25 protein-coding genes and 1 riboswitch are annotated in these 26,498 nt (G+C 73.4%); of the genes, 3 read left to right on the top strand and 22 right to left on the bottom strand.

Translation table 11 applies throughout. From position 1 onward, the window contains the following. Positions 1-90 precede the first annotated feature (90 nt). The 22 genes from BLW47_RS15985 to BLW47_RS15885 all read right to left on the bottom strand — a co-directional run bounded on the left by BLW47_RS15985 (position 91) and on the right by BLW47_RS15885 (position 23,129). On the bottom strand, positions 91-513 hold the full coding sequence (locus BLW47_RS15985; protein ID WP_091558171.1) for a TraR/DksA family transcriptional regulator: 423 nt from the start codon (positions 511-513) through the stop codon (positions 91-93). Positions 514-988: 475 nt separating this feature from the next. After that, positions 989-2,491 carry a potassium/proton antiporter gene (locus tag BLW47_RS15980; RefSeq protein WP_091557428.1) on the bottom strand — a complete coding sequence of 501 codons (1,503 nt, stop codon included), beginning with the start codon at positions 2,489-2,491 and terminating at the stop codon, positions 989-991. Between the two features lie 22 nt (positions 2,492-2,513). Then, on the bottom strand, positions 2,514-2,864 hold the full coding sequence (locus BLW47_RS15975; RefSeq protein WP_091557424.1) for a DUF167 domain-containing protein: 351 nt from the start codon (positions 2,862-2,864) through the stop codon (positions 2,514-2,516). Between the two features lie 16 nt (positions 2,865-2,880). Then, positions 2,881-3,486: a hypothetical protein gene (locus tag BLW47_RS15970; RefSeq protein WP_091557419.1), complete on the bottom strand. Its 606-nt coding sequence runs from the start codon at positions 3,484-3,486 to the stop codon at positions 2,881-2,883. Positions 3,487-3,537: 51 nt separating this feature from the next. After that, positions 3,538-4,344, bottom strand: coding sequence for a DivIVA domain-containing protein (locus tag BLW47_RS15965; protein ID WP_091557415.1), 807 nt, complete (start codon positions 4,342-4,344; stop codon positions 3,538-3,540). 40 nt (positions 4,345-4,384) lie between these two features. Continuing rightward, complete coding sequence (locus BLW47_RS15960; protein ID WP_091557410.1) at positions 4,385-4,687, bottom strand: YggT family protein; 303 nt, start codon at positions 4,685-4,687, stop codon at positions 4,385-4,387. Positions 4,688-4,711: 24 nt separating this feature from the next. Continuing rightward, positions 4,712-5,398, bottom strand: coding sequence for a cell division protein SepF (locus BLW47_RS15955; protein ID WP_091557407.1), 687 nt, complete (start codon positions 5,396-5,398; stop codon positions 4,712-4,714). Between the two features lie 194 nt (positions 5,399-5,592). Further along, on the bottom strand, positions 5,593-6,348 hold the full coding sequence (locus tag BLW47_RS15950; protein ID WP_091557403.1) for a YggS family pyridoxal phosphate-dependent enzyme: 756 nt from the start codon (positions 6,346-6,348) through the stop codon (positions 5,593-5,595). 11 nt (positions 6,349-6,359) lie between these two features. After that, positions 6,360-7,484, bottom strand: coding sequence for a cell division protein FtsZ (ftsZ, locus tag BLW47_RS15945; protein WP_091557399.1), 1,125 nt, complete (start codon positions 7,482-7,484; stop codon positions 6,360-6,362). Positions 7,485-7,769: 285 nt separating this feature from the next. Next, positions 7,770-8,630 carry a cell division protein FtsQ/DivIB gene (locus BLW47_RS15940; protein WP_091557396.1) on the bottom strand — a complete coding sequence of 287 codons (861 nt, stop codon included), beginning with the start codon at positions 8,628-8,630 and terminating at the stop codon, positions 7,770-7,772. Then, positions 8,627-10,096 carry a UDP-N-acetylmuramate--L-alanine ligase gene (gene murC, locus BLW47_RS15935; RefSeq protein ID WP_091557392.1) on the bottom strand — a complete coding sequence of 490 codons (1,470 nt, stop codon included), beginning with the start codon at positions 10,094-10,096 and terminating at the stop codon, positions 8,627-8,629. Before murC ends, BLW47_RS15940 begins: the two co-directional genes overlap by 4 nt. Positions 10,097-10,169: 73 nt before the next feature. Continuing rightward, positions 10,170-11,276, bottom strand: a complete 1,107-nt coding sequence (gene murG / locus BLW47_RS15930; protein WP_091557389.1) for an undecaprenyldiphospho-muramoylpentapeptide beta-N-acetylglucosaminyltransferase — start codon at positions 11,274-11,276, stop codon at positions 10,170-10,172. An 81-nt stretch (positions 11,277-11,357) separates the two neighbouring features. Beyond that, positions 11,358-12,725: an FtsW/RodA/SpoVE family cell cycle protein gene (locus BLW47_RS15925; protein WP_245736703.1), complete on the bottom strand. Its 1,368-nt coding sequence runs from the start codon at positions 12,723-12,725 to the stop codon at positions 11,358-11,360. A 261-nt stretch (positions 12,726-12,986) separates the two neighbouring features. Continuing rightward, the gene (gene mraY, locus BLW47_RS15920) at positions 12,987-14,090 is read right to left on the bottom strand and encodes a phospho-N-acetylmuramoyl-pentapeptide-transferase (RefSeq protein WP_091557386.1); all 1,104 of its coding nucleotides are present in this window, start codon (positions 14,088-14,090) and stop codon (positions 12,987-12,989) included. Then, the gene (locus BLW47_RS15915) at positions 14,087-15,535 is read right to left on the bottom strand and encodes a UDP-N-acetylmuramoyl-tripeptide--D-alanyl-D-alanine ligase (RefSeq protein WP_091557384.1); all 1,449 of its coding nucleotides are present in this window, start codon (positions 15,533-15,535) and stop codon (positions 14,087-14,089) included. Before BLW47_RS15915 ends, mraY begins: the two co-directional genes overlap by 4 nt. Next, on the bottom strand, positions 15,532-17,064 hold the full coding sequence (locus BLW47_RS15910) for a UDP-N-acetylmuramoyl-L-alanyl-D-glutamate--2,6-diaminopimelate ligase (RefSeq protein WP_091557380.1): 1,533 nt from the start codon (positions 17,062-17,064) through the stop codon (positions 15,532-15,534). The genes BLW47_RS15915 and BLW47_RS15910 overlap by 4 nt, the downstream gene beginning before the upstream one ends. A 97-nt stretch (positions 17,065-17,161) precedes the next feature. After that, on the bottom strand, positions 17,162-19,384 hold the full coding sequence (locus tag BLW47_RS15905; RefSeq protein ID WP_091557376.1) for a peptidoglycan D,D-transpeptidase FtsI family protein: 2,223 nt from the start codon (positions 19,382-19,384) through the stop codon (positions 17,162-17,164). A 3-nt stretch (positions 19,385-19,387) separates the two neighbouring features. Beyond that, on the bottom strand, positions 19,388-20,032 hold the full coding sequence (gene ftsL, locus BLW47_RS15900) for a cell division protein FtsL (RefSeq protein WP_091557372.1): 645 nt from the start codon (positions 20,030-20,032) through the stop codon (positions 19,388-19,390). Next, on the bottom strand, positions 20,029-21,165 hold the full coding sequence (rsmH, locus tag BLW47_RS15895; RefSeq protein WP_091557369.1) for a 16S rRNA (cytosine(1402)-N(4))-methyltransferase RsmH: 1,137 nt from the start codon (positions 21,163-21,165) through the stop codon (positions 20,029-20,031). Before rsmH ends, ftsL begins: the two co-directional genes overlap by 4 nt. Before the next feature lie 86 nt (positions 21,166-21,251). Beyond that, positions 21,252-21,386 carry a hypothetical protein gene (locus BLW47_RS25815; RefSeq protein WP_281247279.1) on the bottom strand — a complete coding sequence of 45 codons (135 nt, stop codon included), beginning with the start codon at positions 21,384-21,386 and terminating at the stop codon, positions 21,252-21,254. A 50-nt stretch (positions 21,387-21,436) separates the two neighbouring features. Next, positions 21,437-21,868: a division/cell wall cluster transcriptional repressor MraZ gene (gene mraZ, locus BLW47_RS15890; RefSeq protein WP_091557366.1), complete on the bottom strand. Its 432-nt coding sequence runs from the start codon at positions 21,866-21,868 to the stop codon at positions 21,437-21,439. Positions 21,869-22,304: 436 nt separating this feature from the next. After that, positions 22,305-23,129: a C40 family peptidase gene (locus BLW47_RS15885; protein ID WP_175543655.1), complete on the bottom strand. Its 825-nt coding sequence runs from the start codon at positions 23,127-23,129 to the stop codon at positions 22,305-22,307. A gap of 6 nt (positions 23,130-23,135) precedes the next feature. Continuing rightward, a riboswitch (cyclic di-AMP (ydaO/yuaA leader) is annotated at positions 23,136-23,307 on the bottom strand. A gap of 451 nt (positions 23,308-23,758) precedes the next feature. On the opposite strand from BLW47_RS15885, the gene BLW47_RS15875 reads away from it, so the two are divergent. The 3 genes from BLW47_RS15875 to BLW47_RS15865 are packed head-to-tail and all read left to right on the top strand — an operon-like array spanning position 23,759 to position 26,473. Next, entirely contained in the window at positions 23,759-24,979 is a 1,221-nt protein-coding gene (locus BLW47_RS15875; protein ID WP_091558163.1) for a MurT ligase domain-containing protein, read from the top strand. After that, a complete protein-coding gene (locus tag BLW47_RS15870; protein ID WP_245736683.1) occupies positions 24,969-25,784 on the top strand; it encodes a type 1 glutamine amidotransferase in 816 nt (271 codons plus the stop codon). Before BLW47_RS15875 ends, BLW47_RS15870 begins: the two co-directional genes overlap by 11 nt. Continuing rightward, entirely contained in the window at positions 25,781-26,473 is a 693-nt protein-coding gene (locus BLW47_RS15865; protein ID WP_091557350.1) for a TVP38/TMEM64 family protein, read from the top strand. Before BLW47_RS15870 ends, BLW47_RS15865 begins: the two co-directional genes overlap by 4 nt. The last annotated feature ends 25 nt before the right edge of the window (positions 26,474-26,498 follow it).

The raw sequence follows: 26,498 nt of genomic DNA, 5'->3' as shown, positions 1-26,498 counted from the left end.
CCTCCGCCTCGTGCGGCGGTGTCGGCGAGCTTCGCCCTCGCCCCGGCGCGGGCGCGTGTGACGCGCCCGCCCCGGAAGGCTCGCCCGCGCCTACCGCCGCTCCTCCAGTTGCTTGCACGAGACACACAGTGTCGCGGACGGGAACGCCGCGAGGCGTTCGACGGGGATCGGGGTGCCGCACCGCTCGCACCAGCCGTAGTTGCCCTCGTCGAGCCGCTCCAGCGCCCGTTCGACCTGCGTGATCCGCTCCAGGATGCTGTTGGCGAGGGAGATCTCCTGCTCGCGTTCGAACGTCTTGGTGCCGGTGTCGGCCTGGTCGTCGCCCGCCGAGTCCGTCAACCGGTCCCGCTGCAGCTCGGTGATCTCGCTCAGCGTCTGATCGTACTCGGTGCGCAGTTCGTCACGACGGGCCGCCAGCGCGGCCCGGATCTTCTCGGTCTCCGCGGCGCTGCGGCTGGTCTTGGCGGCCACCGGCTTGCGTCCGGCGGTCTTCGTCTCGGCTGACTTGGCCATCGTCGCTCCCTTGGCCGCGGTCCCCGCGGCGATCGGCGGTGCCTGATCCGGTGCCTGCACCAGGGCCCGGCGGTCCTTCGGGGCTGCCACGTCGCTGAACGTGGCGGAGCTCGTGGGGGCCGTGACGGGCGACCGGGAAGTGCCGGGATACCCCGCTGTCCGGCCGGCCGAACCTCGGCTGACCGCTCCGGCCGCCGATGTCGCGGTCGCGCCGACCCCGTCGGGGCGGCTCACCGCGACCCTCCCCCGTCGACGTGCCCGATCGACACGCCGGCGTCCGCTGCCGCCTTGCGCGCGTCGTGCGCCCGCTCGGCCATAGCGTCCCCCACTTGCAAAACGGGCGCGCGGCGGGACGCCGCGCACTCCGGAGATTGGCAAGAATACGGAACGTGAGCACGTCCCACAACATGCCGCACCGGTGCTACCCATGCCGGTACGGAATAATCCTTAAACCGGGCAAAAGGACGCTAGCAGATCATTCGTCCCGCTCGTCGCCGTACTCGTCGAACCAACGGGCCAACCGTCCCCGCCGGCTGACGGCCCGCAGTCGACGCTCGGCGACGTCGCGTACCGCCGCGGTCGCCACGATCAACAGGCTGTCCCCCACTTTCAGCCGGGTGTCCGGAACGGGCACGAAACCCGCGCCGTCGCGCAGCACCAGCGTCACCGACGCGCCCACCGGCAGCCGCAGCTCGTCCACGTGCACACCGGCCAGCCGCGACCCCTCCGGCACCTCCAGCTGCAACAGATCCGCCTGCATCCGCTCCAGCGGCGCCGTCTCGACCCGGATCTCCGCCGGCTCGGCGGGCGCGGTCACCCGCAACCGCCGCGCGACCGGCCCCAGGGTGCCGGTCTGCAGCAGCGTGAAGATCACGACCAGCACGAAGACCGCGTCGAAGAGCCGGCCCGCGCCGGGCAGGCCCGCGGAGAGCGGAATCGTGGCGAGCACGATCGGCACCGCACCGCGCAGCCCCGCCCAGGAGAGGAAGACCTGCTCGCGCGGCCGGACCCGGAACGGCAGCGCCGAGACCGCCACCGACAGCGGGCGGGCCAGGAACAACAGCGCCAGCCCCGCGACGATCGCCGGAAGCACGGCGGCGTCCAGCCGGCTCGGCGAGACCAGCAGTCCGAGCAGGACGAAGAGCCCGATCTGCGCCAGCCAGGCGAGCCCGTCGGCGAACCCGAGGATGGCCTGGCGGTGCGGCAGCCGGGCGTTGCCGAGCACGACGCCGGCGACGTAGACCGCGAGGAACCCGGAGGCGTGCAGCACCGCACCGGCGGCGTACGCCAGGACCGTGAAGCCGACGGCCGCGATCGGATACAGCCCCGCCGACGGCAGGGCCGCACGCCGCAGCGTCCACCGGCCCGCGACGCCGACTCCGAACCCGACCGCCGCGCCCGCCGCGAGCTCGTACCCGAGCAGCAGCGCCTCCTGCCACCACGGGTGCGCGCCCGGGCCGTGCGTGGCGAGCAGGACGACCAGCAGCACGACGGGGGCGTCGTTGAGGCCGGACTCCGCCTCCAACGCCGCCACCAGCCGGGGCGGCAGGCGCAACCGGCGCAGGGTCGCGAAGACCGCGGCGGCGTCGGTGGAGGAGAGCACGGCTCCATAGAGGAGGGCGAGACGCCAGTCCAGGCCGAGCAGGAGATGCACCGCCACGCCGACGACCGCGATGCTCACCACCACGCCGACGGTGGCCAACGCCGCGGCGAGCCCGAGCACGGGGCGCAGGGTGCTCCACCGGGCGGTCAGGCCCCCCTCCGCGATGATCACGATCAATGCGCAGAAGCCGAGGGTACGGGTCAGTTCGGCGTCATCGAACCGGATGCCGAGCCCGGACTCGCCGATGGCGACGCCGAGCGCCAGGTAGACCAGCAGGCTCGGCACACCGAGCCGGGTGGAGAGCCGCACCGCCCCGACCGCGACGAGCAGCACCGCCGACCCGAGCAGCAGTGCGATGTCCAGCGACCCGGTCATCGCCGGCCCGGCTCGTCGACCCTCACCGCGCCGATCCGGCGCGCAGGCGACGCAGTCGGGCGTCGAGCGCCGCCCCCGCGGGCGCGACGCCGAAGAGCTTATCCCGGCTGGCCGCGCCGGCCCGCAGCTCCACGGCGCCGGGACGGAGCTCCAGCGCGTCGGCGAGCGCGCGACGGGCGGCCTCGGTGGCGCGGCCGTCGACCGCGGGCGCGGTCACCGCGATGATCAGAGCGGACCCGTACGGCCCCTCGTAGCTGCCGCCGACCCTGGTTCGCGACGCGCCGGGCTTGACGCGCACGGCAACCGTGGCCGGCGCGTCGGATCCCGGCGTCTGAGCCGCGGGATCGACGCCGCGGCGGCTGGGGCGAGGCACGGGGGGTCGCCCGCGATCAGCCGCGGCGGGCGTCGGAGAGAAGCGCGTGGTCGGGCTCGCAGCGGCCGCACGGGGTGAACCCCAGCTCGACCGCCTCACGCACCGGCAGCGGCTCGCTCTCCCGGTCGCGCAGGTGGGCGCAGCCGGCGAGATGGTAACGGGGGCGCGCGTCGACGACGAGCACCTCGGTGAGCAGTCGGGCGACCCGCGCCGCGTCGACCGGGCTCACCTGCTGCGGCGGCGGCTCGTCCGCGGGCTCCGCGTCGACGAGCACATCGGACGCCCCGGCCTGCCCGGACCGCGGCTCCACCGGATCGGCGAACCCCGGCGGGGCCGCGCCGAACGCCGTGGCCGTCGGGCGGGCGCCCGGCTCGCCGATCCGGGCCGCCCGATGACGCCGGTCGGTGTCATCCTCGTCGCCGGCACGCAGGTCCGGCTCGTCGTCGCCCGGCGCCGGTCCGGCGCGTCCGGCGGCCGCCTGGCGGGCACCCACCACCAGCGCGACGGCGGCGAAGAGGCTCGCCGCGATCGAGCTGATCAGCAACGCGCTCGAACCGCTGGCCAGGCCGAGCACCAGCAGCGTGACGGCGACGAGGATGAGCAGCAGACTCGCGACAATCACGGCTCACCCCCGCCGCATCGGCTTCCTGTCGTCTTCCGTGACCGCGCGGGGTCAGCGGCCGGCTTCGAGCGCGCCGGAGCGGCCGCCGTAGGAGCCGGCGAGCCCCGCCGTGGCCAGGCCGCCGGAGCCGGAGACCGCACGGTTGCCCTCGGCCCGGGTCATCTCCGCCTCGAGGCCCTGCCCACGACCGTCGAGGTCGCGCAGCTGGCTCTCCAGGTAGGCCTTCAGCCGCGTCCGGTACTCCCGCTCGAACTGCTTGAGCTCCTCGATGTGCTTCTGCAGCGCCGTCCGCTTGGCGTCCAGGCCGCCCATCGCCTCCTGGTGCCGCTGGCGGGCGTCGCGCTCCAGCGCGTCGGCCTTGGCCCGCGCCTCACGCGTGACCTCCTCGGCCTTGGAGCGCGCGTCGGACAGGAGCTTGTCCGCCTCGCGCCGGGCGTCCGACACGTGGTCGTCGGCCGTGCGCTGCGCCATCATCAGCACCCGCAGGGCCTGCTGCTCGCCGTCGCCGCCGGCCGCGACCACGGCGCCGCCCTGGGACCGCACCTGCTCCAGCTCGGCCTGCATCGCACGGGCCGCCTGCTCCGCCGCCGCCTTGTCGCGCTGCGCCCGGTCGAGCTGGGTCTTCATGTCGTTGAGCTCGGCGGCCAGTCGAGGGTCGGCGCCGGGAGCGGCTGGAGCGCCGCCACGGCCGCCGCGCTCCACCTGGGCACGCAGCTCGTTGTTCTCCTCGATCAGACGGGCGAGCTCACGCTCGACCTCGTCCAGGAAGGCGTCGACCTCCTCCTCGTCATACCCCCGCTTGCCGATCGGAGGCTTTTTGAAGGCGACGTTGTGGACGTCGGCCGGGGTAAGCGGCATCGAAACTCCTCGGGTCAGTTGCGGCCGCGTAGCGCGCTGGTCAGAACAAGCTGATCAGCCGCTTCACCACGAACTCCATCAGCACGAACAGGATAACCAGGAGCACAAGGGAGGCCAGGTCGAAGCTCACGGTACCAATTCGCAGTGGTGGGATCACACGCCTCAACGCCTTGAGGGGCGGATCAGTGACGCTCCACACCGATTCCATTCCTGCGGCAGCCCCCCGGCCGGGTTGCCACCGGCGACTGTACTGCAGGACAGCACCCAGCACGAAACGCGCCAACAGCGCCAGGAAGAAGACGTAGAGCAGCAGGTACAGCACCTGGAACAGGATCGACAACACGGCAGACGGCGTCCCTCGTTCAGACTAGCTCAGACTGAAAAAACCGCCCTCAGCGATCTTGGCCTTGTCCTCGGCGGTGACCTGGACGTTGGCCGGTGAGAGCAGGAACACCCTGTTGGTCACGCGCTCGATCGTACCGCGCAGCCCGAACGCCAGACCGGCCGCGAAATCGACCAGTCGGCGGGCGTCCGCCTCGTCCATCTCGGTGAGATTGATGATGACCGGGACACCGTCGCGGAAGTGCTCGCCGATGGTGCGGGCCTCGCGGTAGGTCGTGGGATGCAGCGTGGTGATCTGGTACCGCTGCTCGTCGTCGGCCACGGGGGCGCGCTCGCGCAGCTGCACCTGCGGCGCGAGCGCGAGGTTGTCCCGGGTGGAGTACGTGAGCGCCGACGACGGCTCGGGAGCGCTCGGCCGCGTGATCGAGCGCACGCTGGAGCGCTCGGGCGGCTCCGCGTCGCCACGGTCCACGTCGGCTGCGCGGCCGCTCAGCCGGTCCGAGTGGCGCAGCCGCTCCGACGAGCGGACCCGGGTGAGGACCGGTCCGTCATCCGGCTCGTCCTCATCGTCACCGAAATCGTCCGCGTACCGGCTGTCCCGGTACCGCGACTCACGGTAACCACCCTTGTCGTACGCACCGTCGTCGTACGCCCGGTCGTCCTCGTCCTCGACGAGGCCGAGCCAGACCCCCGCCTTGCGCAGTGCACCCATCGCCGCGCCCCTCCGTCCGCCGTGCGGCACGCCCCCCGTGCCGTGCCACTGTCACGCGCGTGAACACCGCAATGCCCACCGGCCTGAAGACTTCTCCCCCCGGCCCGGCCGCCAAACGACCGGAACCGTGACCCCCGACCAGGGAAGCGCCGCCTCAAACAACACGGATGTAGTTTGGTGTCCCGGCCGTCAGGCTACCGCAGCGTGCTACGCATTCCGAGCAATGCGCTGCCGACGCGCACATGTGTCGCGCCGTGCGCGATCGCCGCCTCGAGATCGGCGCTCATGCCCGCGGAGAGCAGCGTGGCGCCGGGGAAATCGGCGCGCACCCGCGCCGCGATCGCCGCCAGCCGGTCGAAGGCCGACTCCGGCGGCCACCCCAGCGGCGCGACCGCCATGAGCCCGGCCAGCCGCAACGCGTCGGTCCCGGCCACCGCCTCGGCCACCGGCCACAGGCCACGGTCGGGGTCGGCGGCGTCCGGCAGGGCCCCGCCGCGCGCCGGGTCTCCGTCGATGCTCACCTGCACCAGCACGTCCAACGGCGGCCGCGACGCCGGTCGGTGCCGCCGCGCCGCCTCGGCGAGCGCGGCCGCGAGCCGCACGCTGTCGACCGACTGGACCACGTCGGCGTAGCCGACCACCGACCGGGACTTGTTGCGCTGGAGCTGGCCGACGAAGTGCCACCGCACCGTCGCCCCGGCCGCCGCGACCGCGGCCGCCTTGGCGGCCGCCTCCTGGTCGCGGTTCTCCCCCACGTCGGTCACGCCGAGCCCGGCGAGCAACGCGACGTCGCTCGCCGGGTACGTCTTGGTCACCGCGATCAGCGCCACCGACGCGGGATCGCGGCCGGCCGCCGCACACGCGTCGGCGACGCGGGCGCGCACGCCGGCCAGATTGTCCGCCAGCTCCGCGCGTCGCCGTTCCGACGGATCCGTCGATGCCCCGATCATCTCCGCGACGCTCAGGAGCCGTTCTTCAGGAAGTCCGGCACGTCGACGTCGTCGAAGAGAACACGGCGCGGCTGGTTGCTGGTCGCCGGGGGCGTCGTGGGCGTCGACGGGGTCGCGGGCACGGCCGGCTGCTGGGGGGCCGGCGGCGGCGCGACCTTGCGGGCGGGCTCGGCCGGCTTGTACGCCGGCGCCCCACCGTCGAAGCCCGCCGCGATGACCGTCACCCGCACCTCGTCGCCGAGCGCGTCGTCGATGACCGCACCGAAGATGATGTTGGCGTCCGGGTGCGCCGCGTCGGTGACCAGCTGCGCCGCGTCGTTGATCTCGAACAGGCCGAGGTCGGAGCCGCCGGCGATGGAGAGCAGCACGCCGCGCGCGCCGTCCATGCTCTGCTCGAGCAGCGGGCTGGAGATCGCCGCCTCGGCGGCCTCGACCGCGCGGTTGTCGCCACGGGCGCTACCGATGCCCATCAGCGCGCTGCCGGCGCCGCTCATCACGCTCTTGACGTCCGCGAAGTCCAGGTTGATCAGACCCGGCGTCGTGATCAGGTCGGTGATGCCCTGGACACCGGAGAGGAGGACCTGGTCGGCCTGCCGGAAGGCGTCCATCATGCTGATGCCGCGGTCACCGAGGGCCAGCAGCCGGTCGTTGGGGATCACGATCAGCGTGTCGCACTGGTTGCGCAGCTCGTCGATCCCGGACTCGGCCTGCACCTGCCGGCGCTTGCCCTCGAAGGAGAAGGGCCGGGTCACGACGCCGATGGTCAGCGCGCCGAGCTTGCGGGCGATGTTGGCGACCACCGGGGCGCCACCGGTGCCCGTGCCGCCGCCCTCGCCACAGGTCACGAAGACCATGTCGGCGCCCTTGAGGACCTCTTCGATCTCGTCGCGGTGATCCTCCGCCGCGCTCTTGCCGACGTCCGGGTTGGCCCCGGCGCCGAGCCCGCGAGTCAGTTCACGGCCCACGTCGAGCTTGACGTCGGCGTCGCTCATCAGCAGCGCCTGCGCGTCGGTGTTGATCGCGATGAACTCGACGCCCTTCAGGCCGACCTCGATCATGCGATTGACGGCGTTGACTCCGCCGCCACCGATGCCGACGACCTTGATGACCGCCAGGTAGTTGTGCGGAGGTGTCACCGGTTGCCTTCCCTTCCGAGTTCGGCGGTTGTCGACCCGTGCGACCCGGCCTGACCGCGATCGACAACCGCTCGGTACGAGAGGACGAAGGGGTAACCCTCACCCTCTACTAGAGGCTTAGAGTTATGTCAACCTCTGAAAGCCTCGGGGGCAACGTAAGCGGACCGTCCGCGCGATCCAAGAACCGACGCGGCGTGTCGGCAACTCACTGCCCACTGGCGGCCCCGGACGACCGCGCGACACGCCGGATCCGACCGCCGGGCCGCGGCGCACGGATTCCCCCGGTCAGCGGACCGTGACCACGTCCGGCGCGCTCACGTCGATCGTCCTGCCCTCGCGGGACAACAGCGCGCCGGCCACCCGCGCCTTGGTCTCGTTGTCCGAGGCATCGCCCCAGACGATCGTGCGGCCGCCCCGCAACTTCACCGTGATCCGCGCCGGCCCGGCCACCGCCACCTCCTGCAGCTGGCTCCGCAGCTCCGGCGTCAGCGCGCCGAGCACCTGCAGCGCCGCACGCGTCGCCGGATCGTCGCGGCCCGGCGCGACCACCCGCGCCAACGGCAGCTCGGCCGGCCGCTCCGCCAGCGTCCGGAACGGCACGCCCGCGGCGTCGACCACGACGAAGCCCTGCCGCTGCGGCACCACCGCCACGGGGGTGCGTTCCACCACCTGCACCAGCACGGTGCGCGGCCAGTCGCGTACCACGGTGACCCGCTCCACCGGCGCCAGCGCCGCGACGCGCTCACGCACGGCGGCGACGTCGACCCGCGCCAGCGACACACCGTCGGGCACCGCGGCCGCGTTGCGCACCTCGACCGCGGTCAGGATCTGGCCTCCGGTCACCCGCACCTCGCGAACCCCGAAGACGGCGGTGCCGAAGACGATCCAGGCGACCAGCCCGGCGAACGCCAGCACCCCGCCGACGACCGCCCACGGCATCGCGGCCCGCAGCCGCCGCTGCCGGGCACGACGCATGAACCGCCGCACCGAGGGCGGCACGGCGTCGGTGCCGGCGCGTACCAGCCGCCAGCGACGGGCGCCGTGCGCCTCCGAGCCGCCGCGGCCACCGCGACCCGTCGGACCCGTCGTCCCCGACGCCGACGCGCGGCCACCGGGTCCGCCGGGTCCGACCCGGGCAGGCGTCATCCGGCATCCAGCGTCGCCGCGCCCGGACGCGTCGTCTCCGCCCCCACCGCCCCGTCGGCGAGCGCGGCCAGCAGCTCGTCGCCCATCAGCGAGATCGGCGGCGCGCCCATCGTCACGACCACGTCTCCCTCGCGCGCCCGGCGGACGACCTCGCCGGGCACGTCCTCCCAGGACGGCACGAAGATCTTGCGGTCCGCCGGCAGCGGGACCGCCGCGGTCAGCGCGACCCCACCCTCTCCCGGCTGCCGCATCTCCCCCGGCCCGAAGACCTCCAGGATCACCACCTCGTCGGCGATGGCGAGCGCCGCGGCGAGCTCCGCCTCCAGGTCGCGGGTCCGGTAGACCCGGTACGGCTGGAACACCACGATCAGCCGCCCGTCGCCGGCGACCTCCCGCAGCGTCTGCAACGCCGCGGTCATCGAGGTGGGGTGGTAGGCGTACTCGTCGTAGACCTGGATGCCGGCGACCGTCCCCTTGCGCTCGAACCGCCGCCGCACCCCGGGGAACGAGGCGAGCGCGGTCACCGCGGCCTGCAGCGGCAGGCCCAGCTTGAGGGCGGCGAGCACGGCGGCCGCGCTGTTGAGCCCGAGGTGACGTCCGGGCAACGGCAGGAAGATCTCCCCCAGCGACTCGCCGTCCAGCTCGGCCAGGTAGCGCACGCCGTGCCCGGAGGAGACGACCTCCGACATCCGCAGGTCGGCGTCGTGCGCCGTCCCGTACGTGTAGACGGTGCGCCCCTCGGCGCGCAGCGTCTCGGCCATCGCACGGGTGCCCGGGTTGTCGGCGCAGGTGACCACGAAACCGTCCGGGTCGGTGAGCCGGGCGAACTCGGCGAACGCCGCCGACAGCCCGGCGAGGTCGCCGTACGTGTTGAGGTGGTCGGCGTCGATGTTCGTGATGATCGACACGTGCGGCCGGTAGAGCAGGAAGGACCGGTCGCTCTCGTCGGCCTCGGCGACGAAGAACTCGCCGCTGCCGTGGTGGGCGTTCGAGCCCACCTCGGAGATCTCCCCGCCGATCACGAAGGACGGGTCCTGCCCGGCCTGCTGCAGGATGAGCGTGGCCATGGACGTCGTCGTGGTCTTGCCATGGGTGCCGGCCACCGCGATGGTCTGCCGCCCGGTCATGGCGGCGGCGAGCGCCTCGGAGCGGTGCAGCACCCGCAGGCCACGGCGGCGGGCCTCGGCCAGCTCGACGTGGTCGGCCGGGATCGCGGTGGAGTAGACGACCGTGTCCACGCCGTCCAGGTTGGACGGTTCGTGGCTCATGTGGATGGTGCCGCCGAGCGCCCGCAGCCCGGCCAACGCCGGCCATTCCCGCAGCTCGCTGCCGGAGACCGGGATGCCCCGGGTCAACAGCAGCCGGGCGAGCCCGCTCATGCCGACGCCACCGACGCCGATCAGGTGGACCGTGCCCAGCTCCTCGGCGGACACCGTCCCGACCGGCGCGAACTCCGCGGTGTTCACAGGATCACCTTTCCGTTGCCCGCCGCCCGGCACGCCCGGGGCGCCCGTGCGGCACTTTCCTGGCCGGGCCGCGTCATCGCGACACCGCCTCGTACACGAAGTCCAACAGTGCCTCGTCGCCGTCACGCCGCCCGTACGCCGCCGCGGCGCCCGCCATCGCGCCGAGCCGCTGCGGATCGCGCACCAGCGGGATCAGGTGCTGCTCGATCCAGCCCGGCGAGATCTCGGCGTCCTCGATGAGCAGCCCGCCACCGGCCTCCACCACGGGCAACGCGTTGCGCTTCTGCTCCTGGTTGCTGTGCGGGTACGGCACGTAGACCGCGGGCAGCCCGACCGCGGCGACCTCGGCGCAGGTCATCGCGCCGCCGCGGCAGAGCATCACGTCCGCCGCGGCGTACCCGAGCTCCATCTCCGATAGGTACGGCAGCGTGACGTACGGCACCGGCAGATCGCTGGGGACCGAGACGGGCTCGTTGCGGGCACCGATCACGTGCAGCACCTGCACGCCGGCGCGGGCCAGCTCCTTCGCCGCCCCGGCGACCGCGAGGTTGATCGAGCGGGCCCCCTGGGAGCCGCCGGAGACGAAGACGGTCGGCAGGTCGGGGTGCAGGCCGAAGTAGGTCCGGGCCTGGGCGCGCAGCGCCGCGCGGTCGAGGTGGGCGATCGACTGCCGCAGCGGCACACCGACGACGCGCGCGTCGCGCAGCGACTCCGCCTGACCGGGCTGGTGCGGAAAACCGACCGCCACATGCTTGGTGAACTTCATCCCCAGCCGATTGGCAACGCCGGGCGGCACGTTGACCTCGTGGATGACGATCGGCAGCTCGCGGCGCCAGGCGGCCAGGTAGGCCGGCACGGAGACGTACCCGCCGAAGCCGACGACCACGTCGGCGCGGACCTCGTCGATCACCTTGCCCGCCGCGCGCGCCGCCTTCCACATCCGGTCCGGGGTGCGCATCAGGTTCATGTTGACCGATCGGGGCAGCTGGTGCGCCGGGATCTGCCGCAGGTCGTAGCCGCGCGGCGGGATCAGCTCCGCCTCCAGCCCCTTCGCGGTCCCGACGCAGGTGATCCGTACGCCCGGATCGTGTCGGCGCAGGCAGTCCGCGAAGGCCAGCAACGGGTAGACGTGTCCGCCCGTGCCACCTCCTGCCAGCACGACCGACCGTAGCGGACCCATCAGCGTCTCCTCTCGCTCTCTGCCGTCGCGGCACGCGGGCGCGGGCGCCCGGGGTGGACGGCGCCGGTGAGGACGCCGCCGTCAGTCGCGCCGCTTCGCCGACCCGCGCTCGGCTCCGCGCGCCGGCGCGGCGGCGGGCTCCTCGCGCCGACGGTTGTCGGGATGCGGCGGCAACGGGGCCCAGAGTAGTCGGACCCACCGGGCCGGGGGACGCGCGTGTAGGGCGCGGGCCGCATCGGGCTCGGCGCGGGCGAAGGAGGCGAGCATGCCGACCGCCGCCATCGTCACCACCAGGGCGCTTCCGCCGTCGGAGATGAACGGCAGCGGCAGACCGGTGATCGGGAGGAGTCCGACCACGCCGCCGATGTTGATCGCGGCCTGGCCGACCAGCCACGCGGTCACCCCGGCGGCGGCGAGCCGGCGGAAGGGGTCGTCGACCCGGCGGGCGATCCGCAGCCCGGTGTAGGCCAGCACGGCGAAGAGCGCGAGCACCACGGCGCAGCCGACCACCCCGAGCTCCTCGGCGAGGATCGCGAAGATGAAGTCGTTGTGCGCCTCCGGCACGTAGCCCCACTTCAGCCGGCTCGTGCCCAGGCCGACGCCGAACCACCCGCCGTTGCCGATCGCGTACCGCGCCTGCAGCGCCTGGTAGCAGCCGGCCGCCTCGCAGTCCTCGCCGGGGGTGAGGAACGAGGTGAGCCGGGCGAGCCGGTAGTTCTCGTCCTCGGTGGACCCGGATCCCGCGCCCAGCGACGCGGCGGCGATCAGCAGGCCGATGCCGACCAGGCCGACCGCCGACAGCGTGCCGAAGACCTGCAGCCGCACCCCGGCGGCCCAGAGCAGCCCGACCAGCAGCGCGAGCAGGCAGAGCATGGTGCCGAGGTCGTTGTAGCCGACCAGCAGGAAGAACAGGAAGACCACCGGGAACAGCGGCATCGACAGCTCGCGCCACCAGCCCAGCGAATCCCCCTTGCGGGCCAGCACGTCGGCGCCCCAGATCACCAGGGCGAGCTTGGCGACCTCGCCGGGCTGCAGGCCGATCGGGCCGAACGTCAGCGACAGCAGACCGCCGCCGAGCGGGCCGACCTGCACGTGGTCGGTCTTCAACATCGAGGCGGCCACGGTGAACAGCCCGAGCACCACCAGCAGCCCGACCGCCAGCCACAGCAGCGGACGGGCGATCGCGCGGTAGGTGCGCAGCGGCAGCCGCTGGCACACCCAGAACACGACCAGCCCGATGACCGCGTACACCGCCTGCTTGCTCAGCTGCGCGAAGACGCTGCCGTCGTTGACGTAGGCCTGGACGCTGCTGGCGGAGAAGACCATCGTCAGCCCGATCAGCAGCAGCAGACCGGCGCTGGAGATCAGCAGATAGTACGAGGCCAGCGGGCGCGCCAGCAGGCCGCGCAGCGCCGCGAGCCCACCGGTGACGTCGAACCCCCGCGCCACCGCCGCGGACGTCGTCGCCGCGCCGCCGCGATCGGCGCCCCGATCAGGGGCCGCGCGGTCCGCGCCGGCCGGGGTACGCCCGCCGTCCGCCCCCACGGCACGCTCAGACCCCGCGGCACGCTCCGTCCCCCCGGCACGCTCCGCCGCCGTCACCCCGTCGACCCCGCCCTCGGCCACCCTCCCATCATCGACGCTCCCGGGACCCCACCCGCGCAGCACCCCCGGCGTGTCCCCGCCGATCTTGCAGTTGTGGTGGGGCGGCTAACCGACGGCGGTGAGGAACTCGCTGTAGAAGAGGCCGAGGCCGATCGCGACGCCGATGCCGGCGATGATCCAGAAGCGCACGACGATGTTGACCTCGCTCCAGCCGGCCAACTCGAAGTGGTGCTGCAGTGGCGACATCCGGAAGACCCGCTTGCCGGTGGTCTTGAACGAGATGATCTGGATGACCACCGACATCGTGATGATGACGAAGAGACCGCCGATGATCGGCAGCAGCAGCATCGTGCGGGTCGACATGGCCATGCCGCCGATCAGACCGCCGAGCCCCAGCGCCCCGGTGTCCCCCATGAAGATCCTCGCGGGCGAGGTGTTCCACCAGAGGAAGCCGACGCAGGCCCCGGCGGCGGCGCCGGCGATCAGGGCGATCTCCAGCGGGTCCCGCACGGAGTAGCAGTAGGCGCCGCCCCGGCTGTAGTTGAGGTCACCGCACCAGTGGCGGTACTGCCAGAACGCGATCAGGCCGTACGCGGCGAGCACCATGACGGAGGCCCCGGTGGCGAGCCCGTCCAGCCCGTCGGTGAGGTTCACGGCGTTCGTCGTGGCCATCACCACCGCGATGAAGATGATCACGGAGGCGACCTTGCCGACGTCGAGCCAGGAGATGTCCCGGATGAACGAGATGGTCGTGCTGCCGACGGTCTGGCCGTTGGTGCTCGGGAAGTAGAGCGCCACCACCCCGAAGAGGGCGCCGACCAGCATCTGCCCGACGAGCTTGCCGCGGGCGCTCAGCCCCAGGCTGTTGCGCTTGCGGACCTTGAGGAAGTCGTCGATGAAGCCGACCGCGCCGGCGAAGACCATCAGGCCGAGCAGCACCAGCGCGGTGATCGTCGGCCCGATCTGCGCGATCTGCGCCTCGGGGAGCGTGGTCAGCGCGAGGTGCCCGGCCACGTACGCGATGACGGTGGCGATGATGAACACCACGCCGCCCATCGTCGGCGTGCCCTTCTTGCCCTGGTGGGTCGCGGGCCCGACGGCCCGGATCGGCTGGCCGGCCTTCAACGCGGTGAAGACCCGGATGCCGACCGGGGTGAGGAACAGCGAGACGATGAAGGCCACCGCCGCGGCAACGATGACCGCCCTCACGCGATGCCCTCCGCGTCGGCGCGCAGCGCGTCCGCGACGTCCCAGGTGCGGTACCGCGAGCCCTTCACCAGGACGACGTCACCGGCGCGGAGCTCGCCGCGCAGCGCGTCGATCGCCGCCTCCTGATCGGTCACCAGCACCGATTCTCCTCCCCATGTCCGTTCCGCCCGCGCGCCGTCGTGGATCGGGGCGGCGGGCTCGCCGACCACGATGAGCCGGTCGACGCCGAGCTGGGCGGCGAGCCGCCCGACCTCTTCGTGCCCTTCCCGCTCGAACTCGCCGAGCTCGGCCTGGTAGCCGAGCACCGCCAGCGTGCGGCGGCCCTGCCCCATCGCGACCAGCGCGCGCAGCGCGGCCGCGGTGGAGGCGGGGTTGGCGTTGTACGAGTCGTCGATGACCGTGACGCCGTCGGCACGGTCGAAGACGTCCATCCGCCGGCTCGACACCAGCCGCAGCTCACCGAGCGCGGTCGCCAGCTCCGGCAGCGGCATCCCGAGCCGCAGCGCGACCGAGGCCGCGGCGAGGGTGTTGCCGACCTGGTGCCGCCCGGACACCCCGAGCCGTACGGCGGCTCTCTCCTCTTCGCCGGCGACCGCGGGGCTCGCCGGCCCACTTTCCGCGCCCGCGGTCCGCTCCCGGGCGACCACCAGCGTGTACGCCGCGCGGCCCCGCTCGTCGAGCGTCACGTCCGCCGCGCGCACCTGCGCGTCGTCGGCCTCGCCGACGAGCACCACGCCGGCGGCGGTGCGCCCGGCCATCCCGCGTACCCGCGGGTCGTCGGCGTTGAGCACCGCGACGCCGTCGGCCGGCAGCGCCTCGACCAGCTCGCCCTTGGCCACCGCGATCCCCTCGACCGAGCCGAACTCGCCGATGTGCGCGACGCCGACGTTGAGCACGACGCCGATGCGCGGCGGCGCCACCTGGCACAGGTAACGGATGTGTCCCGGCCCCCGCGCCCCCATCTCCAGCACCAGGAACCGGGTCTCCGCGGTGGCCTGCAGCACCGTGTACGGGTGCCCGAGCTCGTTGTTGAACGAGCCGGCGGGGGCGACCGTCGGTCCGAGCCGGGCGGCGAGCTGCGCGATCAGGTCCTTGGTGGTGGTCTTGCCGGACGAGCCGGTCAGCCCGATCACGGTCAGTCCCGGCAGCCGGTCCAGCACCGCGCGGGCGAGCTTCGCCATCGCCGCGAGCGCGTCGGCGACGAGCACCATGGGCACGCCGGGCACCTCGCGGGTGCCCAGCGCGGCCACCGCGCCGTCCGCGACCGCCCCCGCGGCGTAGTCGTGGCCGTCGACCTTCTCTCCCGGGAAGGCGACGAACAGCCCGCCGGGGCCTACCTTGCGGGAGTCGAACTCGACGGCGCCGGTCACCCGGGCGTCCGGGTCGGCGGCGACGAGCCGCCCGTCGACGGCGGCGGCGATCTCGGCCAGCGTCAGCGGGATCATCGCTGTCCCACCAGGTCATCGAAGCGGGCGGCGAGCGCGGCGGCCAACTCGACCCGGTCGTCGAACGGAGTCAGCTCCCCGGCGATCTCCTGCCCCCGTTCGTGCCCCTTGCCGAGCAGCGCGACGACGTCGGCGGGGCCGGCCATCCGGACCGCCTCGTCGATCGCGGCCCGCCGTCCGGCGACCTCCACGATCCGTGCCCCCGTTCCCGCCTCTTCGGCGCCGCGCCGCACCTCGGCCCGGATCAGCGCCGGGTCCTCGGTGCGCGGGTTGTCATCGGTGATCACCACAACGTCCGCGCCGCGCGCGGCGCCGGCCCCCATGATCGGCCGCTTGCCGCGGTCGCGGTCGCCGCCCGCACCGATCACGCAGATCAACCGCCCCCCGCGGGCCGCGGTCAGCTCCCGCAGCGCGGCGAGCGCGGCCACGATCGCGTCGGGCTTGTGCGCGTAGTCGACCACGCCGAGCACCGGGCCCGGCGCATCGATCCGCTGCAGCCGGCCGGGCACCCCGGCGCAGGCGGCGACGCCGGCGGCCGCGGTCGCGGGGTCGACGCCGACCGCGACCAGCGCCGTGATCGCCAGGAGCGCGTTGGCGATGTTGTGCCGCCCCGGCAGCGCGACCCCGGCCTCGACGGCCACCCCGGCGGGCCCGATCGCGGTGAACCGCTGCGCGTAGCCCGTCCCGGTCGCGTCGGCGGCCCGCCAGGTCGCGTCCGGGTCTCCGGCGGCGGAGTACGTCACCGTGGCGGCCTTGCGCAGCGGGGTGAGCGCCGGGTCGTCGGCGTTGAGCACCTCCACGGCGCAGCGCCCGTCGAAGAGCTTGGCCTTCGCCGCGAAGTACTCGGCCGCGTCGGCGTGGAAGTCCAGGTGGTCCTGGCCGAAATTGGTGAACCCGCCGACCGCGAACCGGACCCCGCCGACCCGCCCCATCGCCAGCGCGTGGCTGGAGACCTCCATGACGACGGCGGTGACGCCGCGCTCGCGGGCCGCGGCGAGCATCGCGTGCAGGTCGGTCGCCTCGGGGGTGGTCCGGACGCTGTCGAGGACCACGTCGCCGAGGCGGGTCTCGACCGTCCCGATCAGCCCGGTGACGTGTCCGGCGGCCCGCAGCCCGGACTCGACGAGGTAGGCGGTGGAGGTCTTGCCGGCGGTACCGGTGATGCCGATGACGATCAGGTCCCGGGTGGGGTCGCCGTAGACGGCCGACGCGACCGCGCCGAGCACCGCCCGCGGGTCCGGCACGACCAGCGCCGGCAGCCCGGCCTCGCCGGCGGCCGCCGCGCCCGCCGGGTCGGTGAGCACGGCGACGGCGCCCGCGGCGGCGGCGTCGGCGACGAACGCGGCGCCGTGCCGCCGGGCGCCGGGAAGCGCCGCGTAGAGATCACCGGGGCGCACCTCGCCGCTGGCGTGGGTCACCCCTGTGACCTGCACGGACGCGGTGTCGGGGGCCGGATCGACCGCCAGCAGACCGGCGATGTCGGTGAGCCGGATCGGGGACGCGGTGCGGGGACGCGGATTGCCGGGCACGGCGTCAGACCCTACCCCGTCACGCCGCGCGCATGGCACGGCCCGCCCCGGTCGTCTTCCTTTCACGGGCCGTTCCCCCGTCCCCGCCCGGCGGTGCCTATCGATGCACCACGAACGCGGGCGCCTTGCTGCCCGACGGCGGCACCCGGTAGTGACGCAGCGTGTACGCCATCATCTCCCGGAACGCCGGCGCGGCGACCGCCCCGCCCGTGCCGTTAGGGGTGTGCGCGAAGACCGCGATCACGTACCGCGGGTTGTCCGCCGGCGCCATACCGATGAACGACGCGACCTCCTCCGAGGTGTACCGCCCGTTGACGATCCGCTTGCCGGTGCCGGTCTTGCCGGCGATCCGGTAGCCCTCGATCGCCGCCGACAGCCCGGTCGCGTTCGGGACGGTCGTCACCGCCTCCATGATCGTCCGCGTCGCCGCCGCGCTGCTCGCGCTGATCACCTGCCGGGTCTTCGGCGCCGGCGTCGAGCTGCTCCTGCCGTTGTGGTCGACGATCTCCTTGATCAGGTGCGGCTGCACCCACACTCCGTCGTTGGCGATCGCCCCGAAGGCCGCGGCCATCTGCAGCGGGGTGACGTCGACGCTGTGGCCGATCGGCACCGACCCGTACGCCGACCCGCTCCACTCCTTCGGCGGCAGCAACCGTCCCGAGGCCTCGCCCAGCACCCCGACCCCGGTCCGCTCGCCCAGGCCGAACCGGCGCTGGTAGTCGTAAATCCGCTGCGGACCGAGCAGGGCGCCGATCTTGATCGTGCCGACGTTGGACGAGTACGCCATCAGCCCGGGCAGCGTCATCCGGGTGCCGGGATCCACGTGGTGGGTGTCGGCGAAGACTGTGTCGCCCTTGCGGATCGCCGGCCCGATCGTGACCGTCGAGTCCGGCTTGATCAGCCCCTCCTCCAGCGCGGCGGCGAAGATCAACGCCTTGTGCACCGAACCGGGGTCGACGACGTAGCTGGTCGCCGCGTCCTCCCGGTCGACCGGGTCGAACTTGAGGGGGTCAGCGGCGTCGTAGGTGGGGTAGCTCGCCTGCGCCAGCACCTCACCGCTGCGGGGGTCGAGCACGATCGCTGCGGCGGTCTTGGCCTTACGCTGCTTCATCGCCTGGGACAGGATCCGCTGCACCTCGTACTGCAGGTCCCGGTCGATGGTCAGCACGAGGGAGCTTCCGGGCTTCGGCTCGGTGACCCTGCTGTAGCCACCGGGGATCTCGGTCGCCAGGTCGCCCTGGCCGATCTCGAACACCTTCTCACCGTTGATCCCGCGCAGCACGTCGTCGTAGCGCGCCTCGAGCCCCTCCAGGCCGTTCATGTCCTGGCCAACGAAGCCGATGAGGTTCGCGGCCAGGTCGTGACCCGGGGCCTCGCGCCGCTCGTCGCGGTCGATGCCGATACCGGGAAGCTCCAGCTCCAGGATCTTGTGGGCCACGTCGATGTCGACACCGCGCGCCAGGAACTCGAACTGCGACCAGCGGCCGTCCGGCCGCTTCTGCTTCACGAGGCGCTTGATCAGGTCCGACCGCGGGATGCCGAGCAGCGGCGAGAGCAGCGTGGCGGCGCGGCCCGGGTCCTTGACGCTCTCGGGGTCGGCATAGACGTACCGCGCCTCCACGCTGTGCGCCAGAACCGCCTCGTTGCGGTCGTAGATGGAGCCGCGCGCCGCGGGCAGCACGACGGGCGGGCTGAGCCGGTCCTGCAGGCCCCCGTCGGCGTACGCCGGGGTGGTGACCAGCTGCAGCGCGATGAGCCGGATCCCGATGACGGCGAACAGCGCGAGGGTCAGCAGGGTGGCCAACCGCAGCCGGCGGCGCGGGTCGGCCAGCCGGGGCGGGCGCGGCGTTCGCGGCCCGCGCGGCGGACGCGGTGGTTTGCGCCCGGCCGGCGCCGGGCCCCTGCCGCGGGACGCGGCGGTCGGGCGGGCGTCGTCGGGGCGTCGGCGCGGCGGCAGGACCGACGCCGCGTTGTCGCGGCTGCGGCCGGGGCGGCCCGACACGCGCGGTTCGTCGGCGGGCGGGCGCGCCGGCTGGGCCGCGCGCTGCCGCGGGTCGCGGCGGCCGGAGCGCGACGGCGCCGGTTCGCCGCCGTCCAGCACGTGCAGGGCGGGGCGGAACGGGTCGGTGTCGCGGGCCGGCCGGGGATTGCGGCGCAGCTCGGCGGCCTCCCGGACGGTGCGGCCGCGCGGCGTGTACGCCCGGGCGTCGGCGATTCCGCCGAGGCCCGTGGACCGGCCGGCGTCCTCGCCGGTCGCACGTGACGAACCGCGCCGGGACGTGGAGCCGTCCCGGCGCGGTTCGGTGGAGCGCGGCGTCACCGGCTACCGCCCGGCGTCCGGCTGGCTGGCGGCGGACGGCCGGCCGGTGGCGGGCTGCGGCACGCCGATCACCCGACCGTCGGGGAGCCGGATGAAGGCCGGCGGGCCCGACTCGACCAGCCCGAGCTTGCGCGCCTGGGCCGCCAGGTTGCCGGGCGCCTCGTGCTGGGCGATCTCGTTCTCCAGCTGCTGCTGACGAATGTCCAGCGAGGCCTGCTGCTCCTTGAGCGTGCCCAACCGGAACGCATTCTCGTTGATCTTCGTGTTGACCATCAGAATGCCCAGCACCCCGCCGACGACCACGACGAGGACCAGCGCCACGAACGGCGCCCGCGGGACCGCCACCGGCAGCGGCGGAGCCACCTTCAGCCGCGGCGCGGACGCGCTGCGCGCGGTCGTCGCGGCGCCGGCCTCCTCGGCCGAGCTGTCCCAGACCTGCAACGACTCCTGCGGCTGCAGCGCGGCGCTGCCCTGCGTCGGGTACTCGCGCGCCCCCCGCGCACGAGCGTCCCGAGCGGTCTGCGCCGCCGCCAGCGTGCTGCCCCGGGTCGCCCGCTGCGCCACGGTCCGGCCCCCCGACCGTGGTGTGCGCTGCCCCGCGGCGCGAACGCCGACGTCGTGCCGGCGATCGCGCTTCTCGATGTTCATGTCCCCTCCCCCTCGTCCGTGCCGGGTGTGTCGCCCCGACGTCCCGGCCGAACTGTCGCGTCCTGTGTGGACGGCTGGTGTAGCACCGTGGTACGACGGAACCGTTCGCGGTCGGTCCCGCCCCTTGTCGCCTTGGACGATCCGCCCGGCCCGGCGTCACGCCGGCCCGGCGAACCCTCCTCGATCCGCTCCGCCGCCCGCAGCCGCACCGACGCCGCCCGCGGGTTCGCGGAAATTTCCGCCTCGCTCGCCAGCTCCGCGCCGCGACTGAGCAGTCGCAGCGTCGGACCCGTGCCGGGCAGCTCGACCGGCAGGTCGAGCGGACCCGTGCTGCGTGCCCGCGCCGCGAGCGCCTGCTTGGTGAGCCGGTCCTCCAGCGACTGGTAGGAGAGCACCACCATGCGGCCGCCCGGGGCGAGCGCGTCGAGCGCGGCCGGCAGCGCTGCCTCCAGCGCCGCCAGTTCGCGGTTTACCTCGATCCGTAAAGCCTGAAACGTTCTCTTTGCCGGGTGACCGCCGGTTCGCCGTGCGGGTGCCGGAATCGACTCCCTGACCAGCTCCGCCAGTCGCGCCGACGACGTGAGCCGGCCCCGCTCGCGCTCCCGCACGATCGCCCCGGCGATGCGGCCGGCGAACTTCTCCTCGCCGTACACCCGCAGCACCCGGGCCAGCTCCCCGGCCGAGTAGCTGTTGACGATCTCCTCGGCGGTCACGCCCCGCGTCTGGTCCATCCGCATGTCCAGCGGCGCGTCCTGCGCGTACGCGAACCCGCGATCGGGCGCGTCGAGCTGGAGCGACGAGACACCGAGATCGAACAGAATCCCATCGATCAGCGGATGGCCGAGCCGGTCGAGCACCTCGGGCAGCTCGTCGTAGACCGCGTGCACGAGGTGGACCCGATCGGCGTACGGCGCGAGCCGGGCCCGCGCGTGCGCCAGCGCCTCGGTGTCCCGATCCAGTCCGATGAGGACGGTTCCCGGGTTCGCGGCGAGCACCGCCTCGGCGTGCCCGCCCAGCCCCAGGGTCGCGTCCACGTGGACCGTCTGCCGGTCGCCGCGGGTCAGCGCGGGGGCGAGCAGCTCGAGACACCGCTCGAGCAGCACCGGTACGTGCGTACCGCGAAGCTCCCCCATGTCGACCCCCAGTGAACCGCCGTCGAAATACCTTGCGCCCGCTACCCGCTACGCCACCTGTCGTACCGCCAGATCCCCATCCGCTCTCACCACACCGACCGCGATGGCCGGCACCGGTATCCGCGCTTGGCGCCGGGGAAGAGGCGCCAGGTGCGGGAGCGGGTGGAGATCTCGCAGTACGTCGGGCGGTCGGCGCCGAAGTGGCTCTTCGCGAAAGCCACGTCCCCTCCGGCAACGCCTGCCATCAGGGAGAACTCGGCATTCCCACGCCCTACAGTCCGCCGGGCAGCACCCCCTCCTCGATGTCGGCGAAGTCGTCTTCGCTCTCCGCGAGGTAGGTCTCCCAGGACTGCTTGTCCCAGATCTCCACCCGGCTGCTCGCACCGATCACCACGAGTTCCCGACTCAGTCCCGCGTATTCGCGCAGGTGGGACGGAATGGTGACCCGCCCCTGCTTGTCCGGTATCTCGTCGTGCGCGCTGGCGAAAAACACCCGGCTGTACGCCCGAGCCGCCTTGTGTGTCATCGGTTGCTCGCGCAACTGATCCGCGATCCGCTGGAATTCCGGTGTCGGAAAGACATACAGGCAGCGCTCCTGCCCTTTTGTGATCACGACACCTCCCGCCAACTCGTCCCGGAACTTCGCCGGAAGGATCAACCGACCCTTGTCGTCGAGACGCGGAGTGTGCGTGCCGAGAAACACGTCCCACCCCCTCGCCCCCGAGCGGTGTTCGCGACCCCGCTCCCCCCTTGGGCCGGCGGACCCTCCCGGCCCCGCCAATGCGCTCCACTCTACTCCACTTCCCTCCACCTGCAACCGGATTCGCGGCGATAGCGGGTGCAGATGAGTTGCAAAACTGCACGTCAAATGGGGTGGCGTGAAGTGGAGGGAGTGAACGCGTCGCGGGCGGTCCGCTTTCCGACAATGATCAACTGGAGTGGCGAGCGCCACGGCTTAGCCCCGGAATCGGGGAATTCGGGGTGATCGGGCCGCCCGGAAAGCACCGCGGGGAGGAAAGTGGAGGGAAAACGCGAGCCCGAACCGTCCGCTCCTCGCACCCGGCGGAAACGCGCGCGGGGCGCGACGTGTCCACCACGTCGCGCCCCGCGGGCCGAACCGGGTCCGCCCCGGCGTCGCCTCAGACGGCGAGCCGGCGCACCACGTACCGGTTGCTCCAGATCGTGCGCTTGCCGACCGTCTGGCCCGGTCGCGGCGCGTCGTACATGTAGTTGCCGCCCGCATAGATCGCGACGTGGTAGCCGCGGTTGCCGTCGAGGAAGACGAGAAGGTCGCCGGGGCGCTTCTGCGACTTCGACACCGCCTGCCCGTAGCGCTGCTGGGCGTTCGCGTCGTGCGGCAACGTGCGCCCCACCGTCCTGCGGAAGACGTACTGGGTCAGGCCGGAGCAGTCGAAGGCGTTCGGGCCGGCCGCGCCATAGCGGTACGGCTTGCCGCTCAACCTCCGCGCCTCGCTGATCACCTGCGCCGCGCGGTCGCGCACGGCGACCTTGACGGTTGGCGACGGCCCGGCCTTGTAGACGGGGGCGAGGCCGTTGAAGACGACCCGGTACGTGGTGGTGGCGACGACGCGGTGGGCGTAGCGGGCCTCTCCGCGGTGGTCCAGCCGGATGGTCTTGCCGTTGGACCAGCGCGAGCCCGCGTGGACCTGCAGCGTGGCCGTGCCGCCGCGGACGGGCTGACCGGTGCGCGGATCGGAGAACCGGGCGAGCAGGGACACGTTCCGTCCCCACGCGACGGTCCGGGCGTTCGGTGTCACCTGCATCCGCGGCGCGACCGACAGCGACGGCGCGGCCGCGGCGACCGGGGCGGCCGCGGCAGCGGGGGCCGCTGTGGCAGCCGGGGCGGCCACCAGCTGGCCGGCGCACAGGCAGGCGCCGAGGGTGAGCGCGAGGCTGGCCTTGCCGGTGCGGCGTCGACTCCGGATGGAAGCGTGATGATGCACGGGTAGAAATCCCTTCGGGCACGCCTGCGAGGTGAGCTGTCGGGTTCGGACGCGAAAGGTCGCCCGGCCGCGCGTACGCGGCTTCACCCCGAGGCCGCGCCGTGGACCGCGGGGGCGGTCGGCGTCGGCCGGAGATGGTTCCCCCATCCCTGCCCTGGATGCCCTGCGATTCATCGCAGTGCTGTGACCTCGGTGCGGGCAGGGTTCGGCGTACACCGGCGGTCACATCCGGTGCGCGGTTGCGCACCGGTCCTACCGTTCTAGCCGATCACGCCTTATACGCAGTGTGACGAACAATGTCCGGAACGAAGTTCACCTGGCGGCTTTTGTCCGATTGGTTACTAGTCATCCGATAAATCGCGACGGAGCGTGCGACCGTCGCATCAGGACGTGACGATGGCCGGTGACCTTTGGCACAGAACTTTTCCGCGCCCGGCGGTGCCCGACCGGTCGATCTCCCCCGCGCGGTCCCCGCAGCTCAGCCGGTTCGTACCGTCGACAACCCACCGATCGGCCGGCATCACCACGGAGCCCCACCGCCGCGTCCCCCTCCCATCGCGCGGCAGCGCGGCGCACGCCGATTTCCTGCGCACCCGGTCCGGTAACCTCGTCGCGTGACGGACGCGAAGATGCCCCTGCGGGCGAAGGTGGCCAGCTCCGTGTCGCGTACCGCCGCGGCGCTGTCCCGCGCCGCCGGACGCGGCGACGGTTCGGTGATCGGCGGCTGGATCGGCCTCAAGATCGACCCCGACCTGCTCGCCCATCTGTCGACCGGCCGCGCCATCGCTCTGGTGTCGGGCACCAACGGCAAGACCACCACGACGCGGCTGACCACCGCCGCCGTCGGCGTGCTCGGGCCGGTCGCGACCAACTCCTTCGGCGCCAACATGCCGACCGGGCACACCTCCGCGCTGGCCAAGGCCGGCACCACCCCGTACGCCGTGCTGGAGGTCGACGAGCACTACCTGCCGCAGGTGCTCGAGGCGACCGAGCCCCGGGTGGTCGCGCTGCTGAACCTCTCCCGCGACCAGCTCGACCGCGCCAAGGAAGTCGCCATGATGGCGCAGCTGTGGCGCGCCGCGCTGGTCAAGCACCCCGACGTGCACGTGGTCGCGAACGCCGACGACCCGATGGTGGTCTGGGCGACCGTCGACCACACCGCGGTCACCTGGTTCAGCGCCGGTCAACGCTGGCACGACGACTCCTGGGTCTGCCCCGAGTGCGGGTCCCCGATCGAACGCGCCGACGAGCAGTGGTGGTGCACCGGCTGCCCGCTGCGCCGCCCGGAGGCCCAGTGGGTGGTCGAGGACGACGGCGTCGTCGACCCGACGGGCGCGTGGCACAAGATCGTGCTGCAGCTCCCCGGCCGGGTCAACCTCGGCAACGCCGCGACGGCGCTCGCGGTGGCCGCGCAGTTCGGCGTCCGACCGACCGACGCGGTCTCGCGGCTCGGCGGGGTCGCCTCGGTCGCCGGCCGGTACGCTCAGGTCGTACGCGACGGCCGCAACATCCGGCTGCTGCTCGCCAAGAACCCCGCCAGCTGGCTGGAGGCGTTCGACATGGCCGACGAGGCGCCCACGCTGCTCTCCATCAACGCCCGGGACCCCGACGGGCTGGACACCTCCTGGCTCTTCGACGTCGACTTCGCCCCGCTGCGCGGCCGGCAGGTGCTGATCACCGGTGACCGCGCGTACGACCTGGCGGTCCGGCTGGACGTCAACGGCGTGCCGTTCCAGCACGTGCGGACGTTCACCGAGGCGGTCGCGGCGGTGCCGGTCGGCCGGCTTGAGGTGATCGCCAACTACACGGCGTTCCAGGACATCCGAGCGGAGTTGGACCGTGTCAACTGACCCCTATTCCATGGCGCAGGACCCCTACTCCGTGTCGCCGCACGGCGAGGGCCCCTACCGCACATCGCCGTACGGCGAGCCGGTCCCCGCGGGCACGACGAGCGCGCTGCGCATCGTCTGGATCTACCCGGACCTGCTCTCCACCTACGGCGACCGCGGGAACATGCTGATCCTCGGCCGGCGCGCGCAGCAGCGCGGAATGCCGGTCGAGCTGATCGAGGTCCGCTCCGACCAGCCGCTGCCCACCACCGCCGACATCTACCTCCTCGGCGGCGGCGAGGACGGCCCGCAGGCGCTCGCCGCGCAGCGGCTGATCGCGGACGGGGGCCTGCACCGCGCCGTCGCCCAGGGCTCCGTGGTGTTCGCCGTCTGCGCCGGTTACCAGCTGCTGGGCAGCTCGTTCGTCGCCAAGGGCACCACCTGCGCCGGCCTGCAGCTGCTCGACCTGCACTCCGACCGCGGGCCGTCCCGCGCCGTCGGCGAGCTCGCCGGCGAGATCGACCCGCGGCTCGGCCTGCCGCCGCTGACCGGCTTCGAGAACCACGGCGGGCGCACCCACCTCGGGCCCGACGCCGCGCCGCTGGCCCGGGTCACGACCGGCATCGGCAACGACGGCGCCACCGAGGGGGCCTGGCGGGGCAAGCTGCTCGGGACGTACTCGCACGGTCCCGCGCTGGCCCGCAACCCCGCCCTGGCCGACCTGCTGCTGCGCTGGGCGACCGGCACGAGCGCGCTGCCCCCGCTCGACGACACCTGGTCCGACCGGCTCCGGGCCGAACGGCTCGCCGCGACGCGCGCCGCGTGACGGTCGGCACCACCTCGCCCTCCCCCACCCCGCCGGCCCGGCGGCCCCACCGGGCCCGGGGGCTGATCCGACCGGCGGTGCTGGGACTGGCGGTCGCGGCGCTCGCGCTCGTCGCCGCGCTGCTCCCCCTGGAGCGGCTCGGCTCGGCGGTGGCGACGGTCGGGCCGGCCGGTCCGGTCGTCGCCGTGACCGTCGGGGCGGTGCTGCTGGCCGCCCTGGTGCCCCGCACCGCGATCTCACTCGGCAGCGGCGCCCTCTTCGGCGCGCTCGCCGGCGGCGTCTATGCGCTGCTCGCGGCCGTGCTCGCCGGGGTCGTCACGTTCGTCGCCGGGCGCTGGGCCGGACACGGCCGCCTGGCCGCAAGCGCCGGCGGCCGGCTCGCCCGGGTCGACAACTGGCTCGCCCGGCGCGGGGTGCTCGCCGTGGTCGTGGTCCGGCTGCTGCCGGTCGCGCCGTTCGGGCTGGTCGGCTACGCGTACGGCGCGACATCGGTGCGCGCCCGGCACTACCTGATCGGCACGCTGCTCGGGGCCACCCCGTCCGCGTTCAGCTACGCCGCTATCGGGGCCGCGGCGGTCCGCCCCGGCCACCTCGACCTGCTCACGTTCCTCCCCGCCGCCCTAGGCGCCCTCATCAGCACCGCCGCCACCCTCCACTGGCGCCTGACAGCCCGCCCCGGCCCCCACTGATCCCCGCGATCTTGCAGTTGTGGCC

Origin of the sequence: Micromonospora pattaloongensis (assembly GCF_900107255.1) — a bacterium.
GTDB lineage: Bacteria > Actinomycetota > Actinomycetes > Mycobacteriales > Micromonosporaceae > Micromonospora_I > Micromonospora_I pattaloongensis.
The sequence above is the reverse complement of the archived record's forward strand: the minus strand, read 5'-3'. Positions and strand labels throughout refer to the sequence as shown.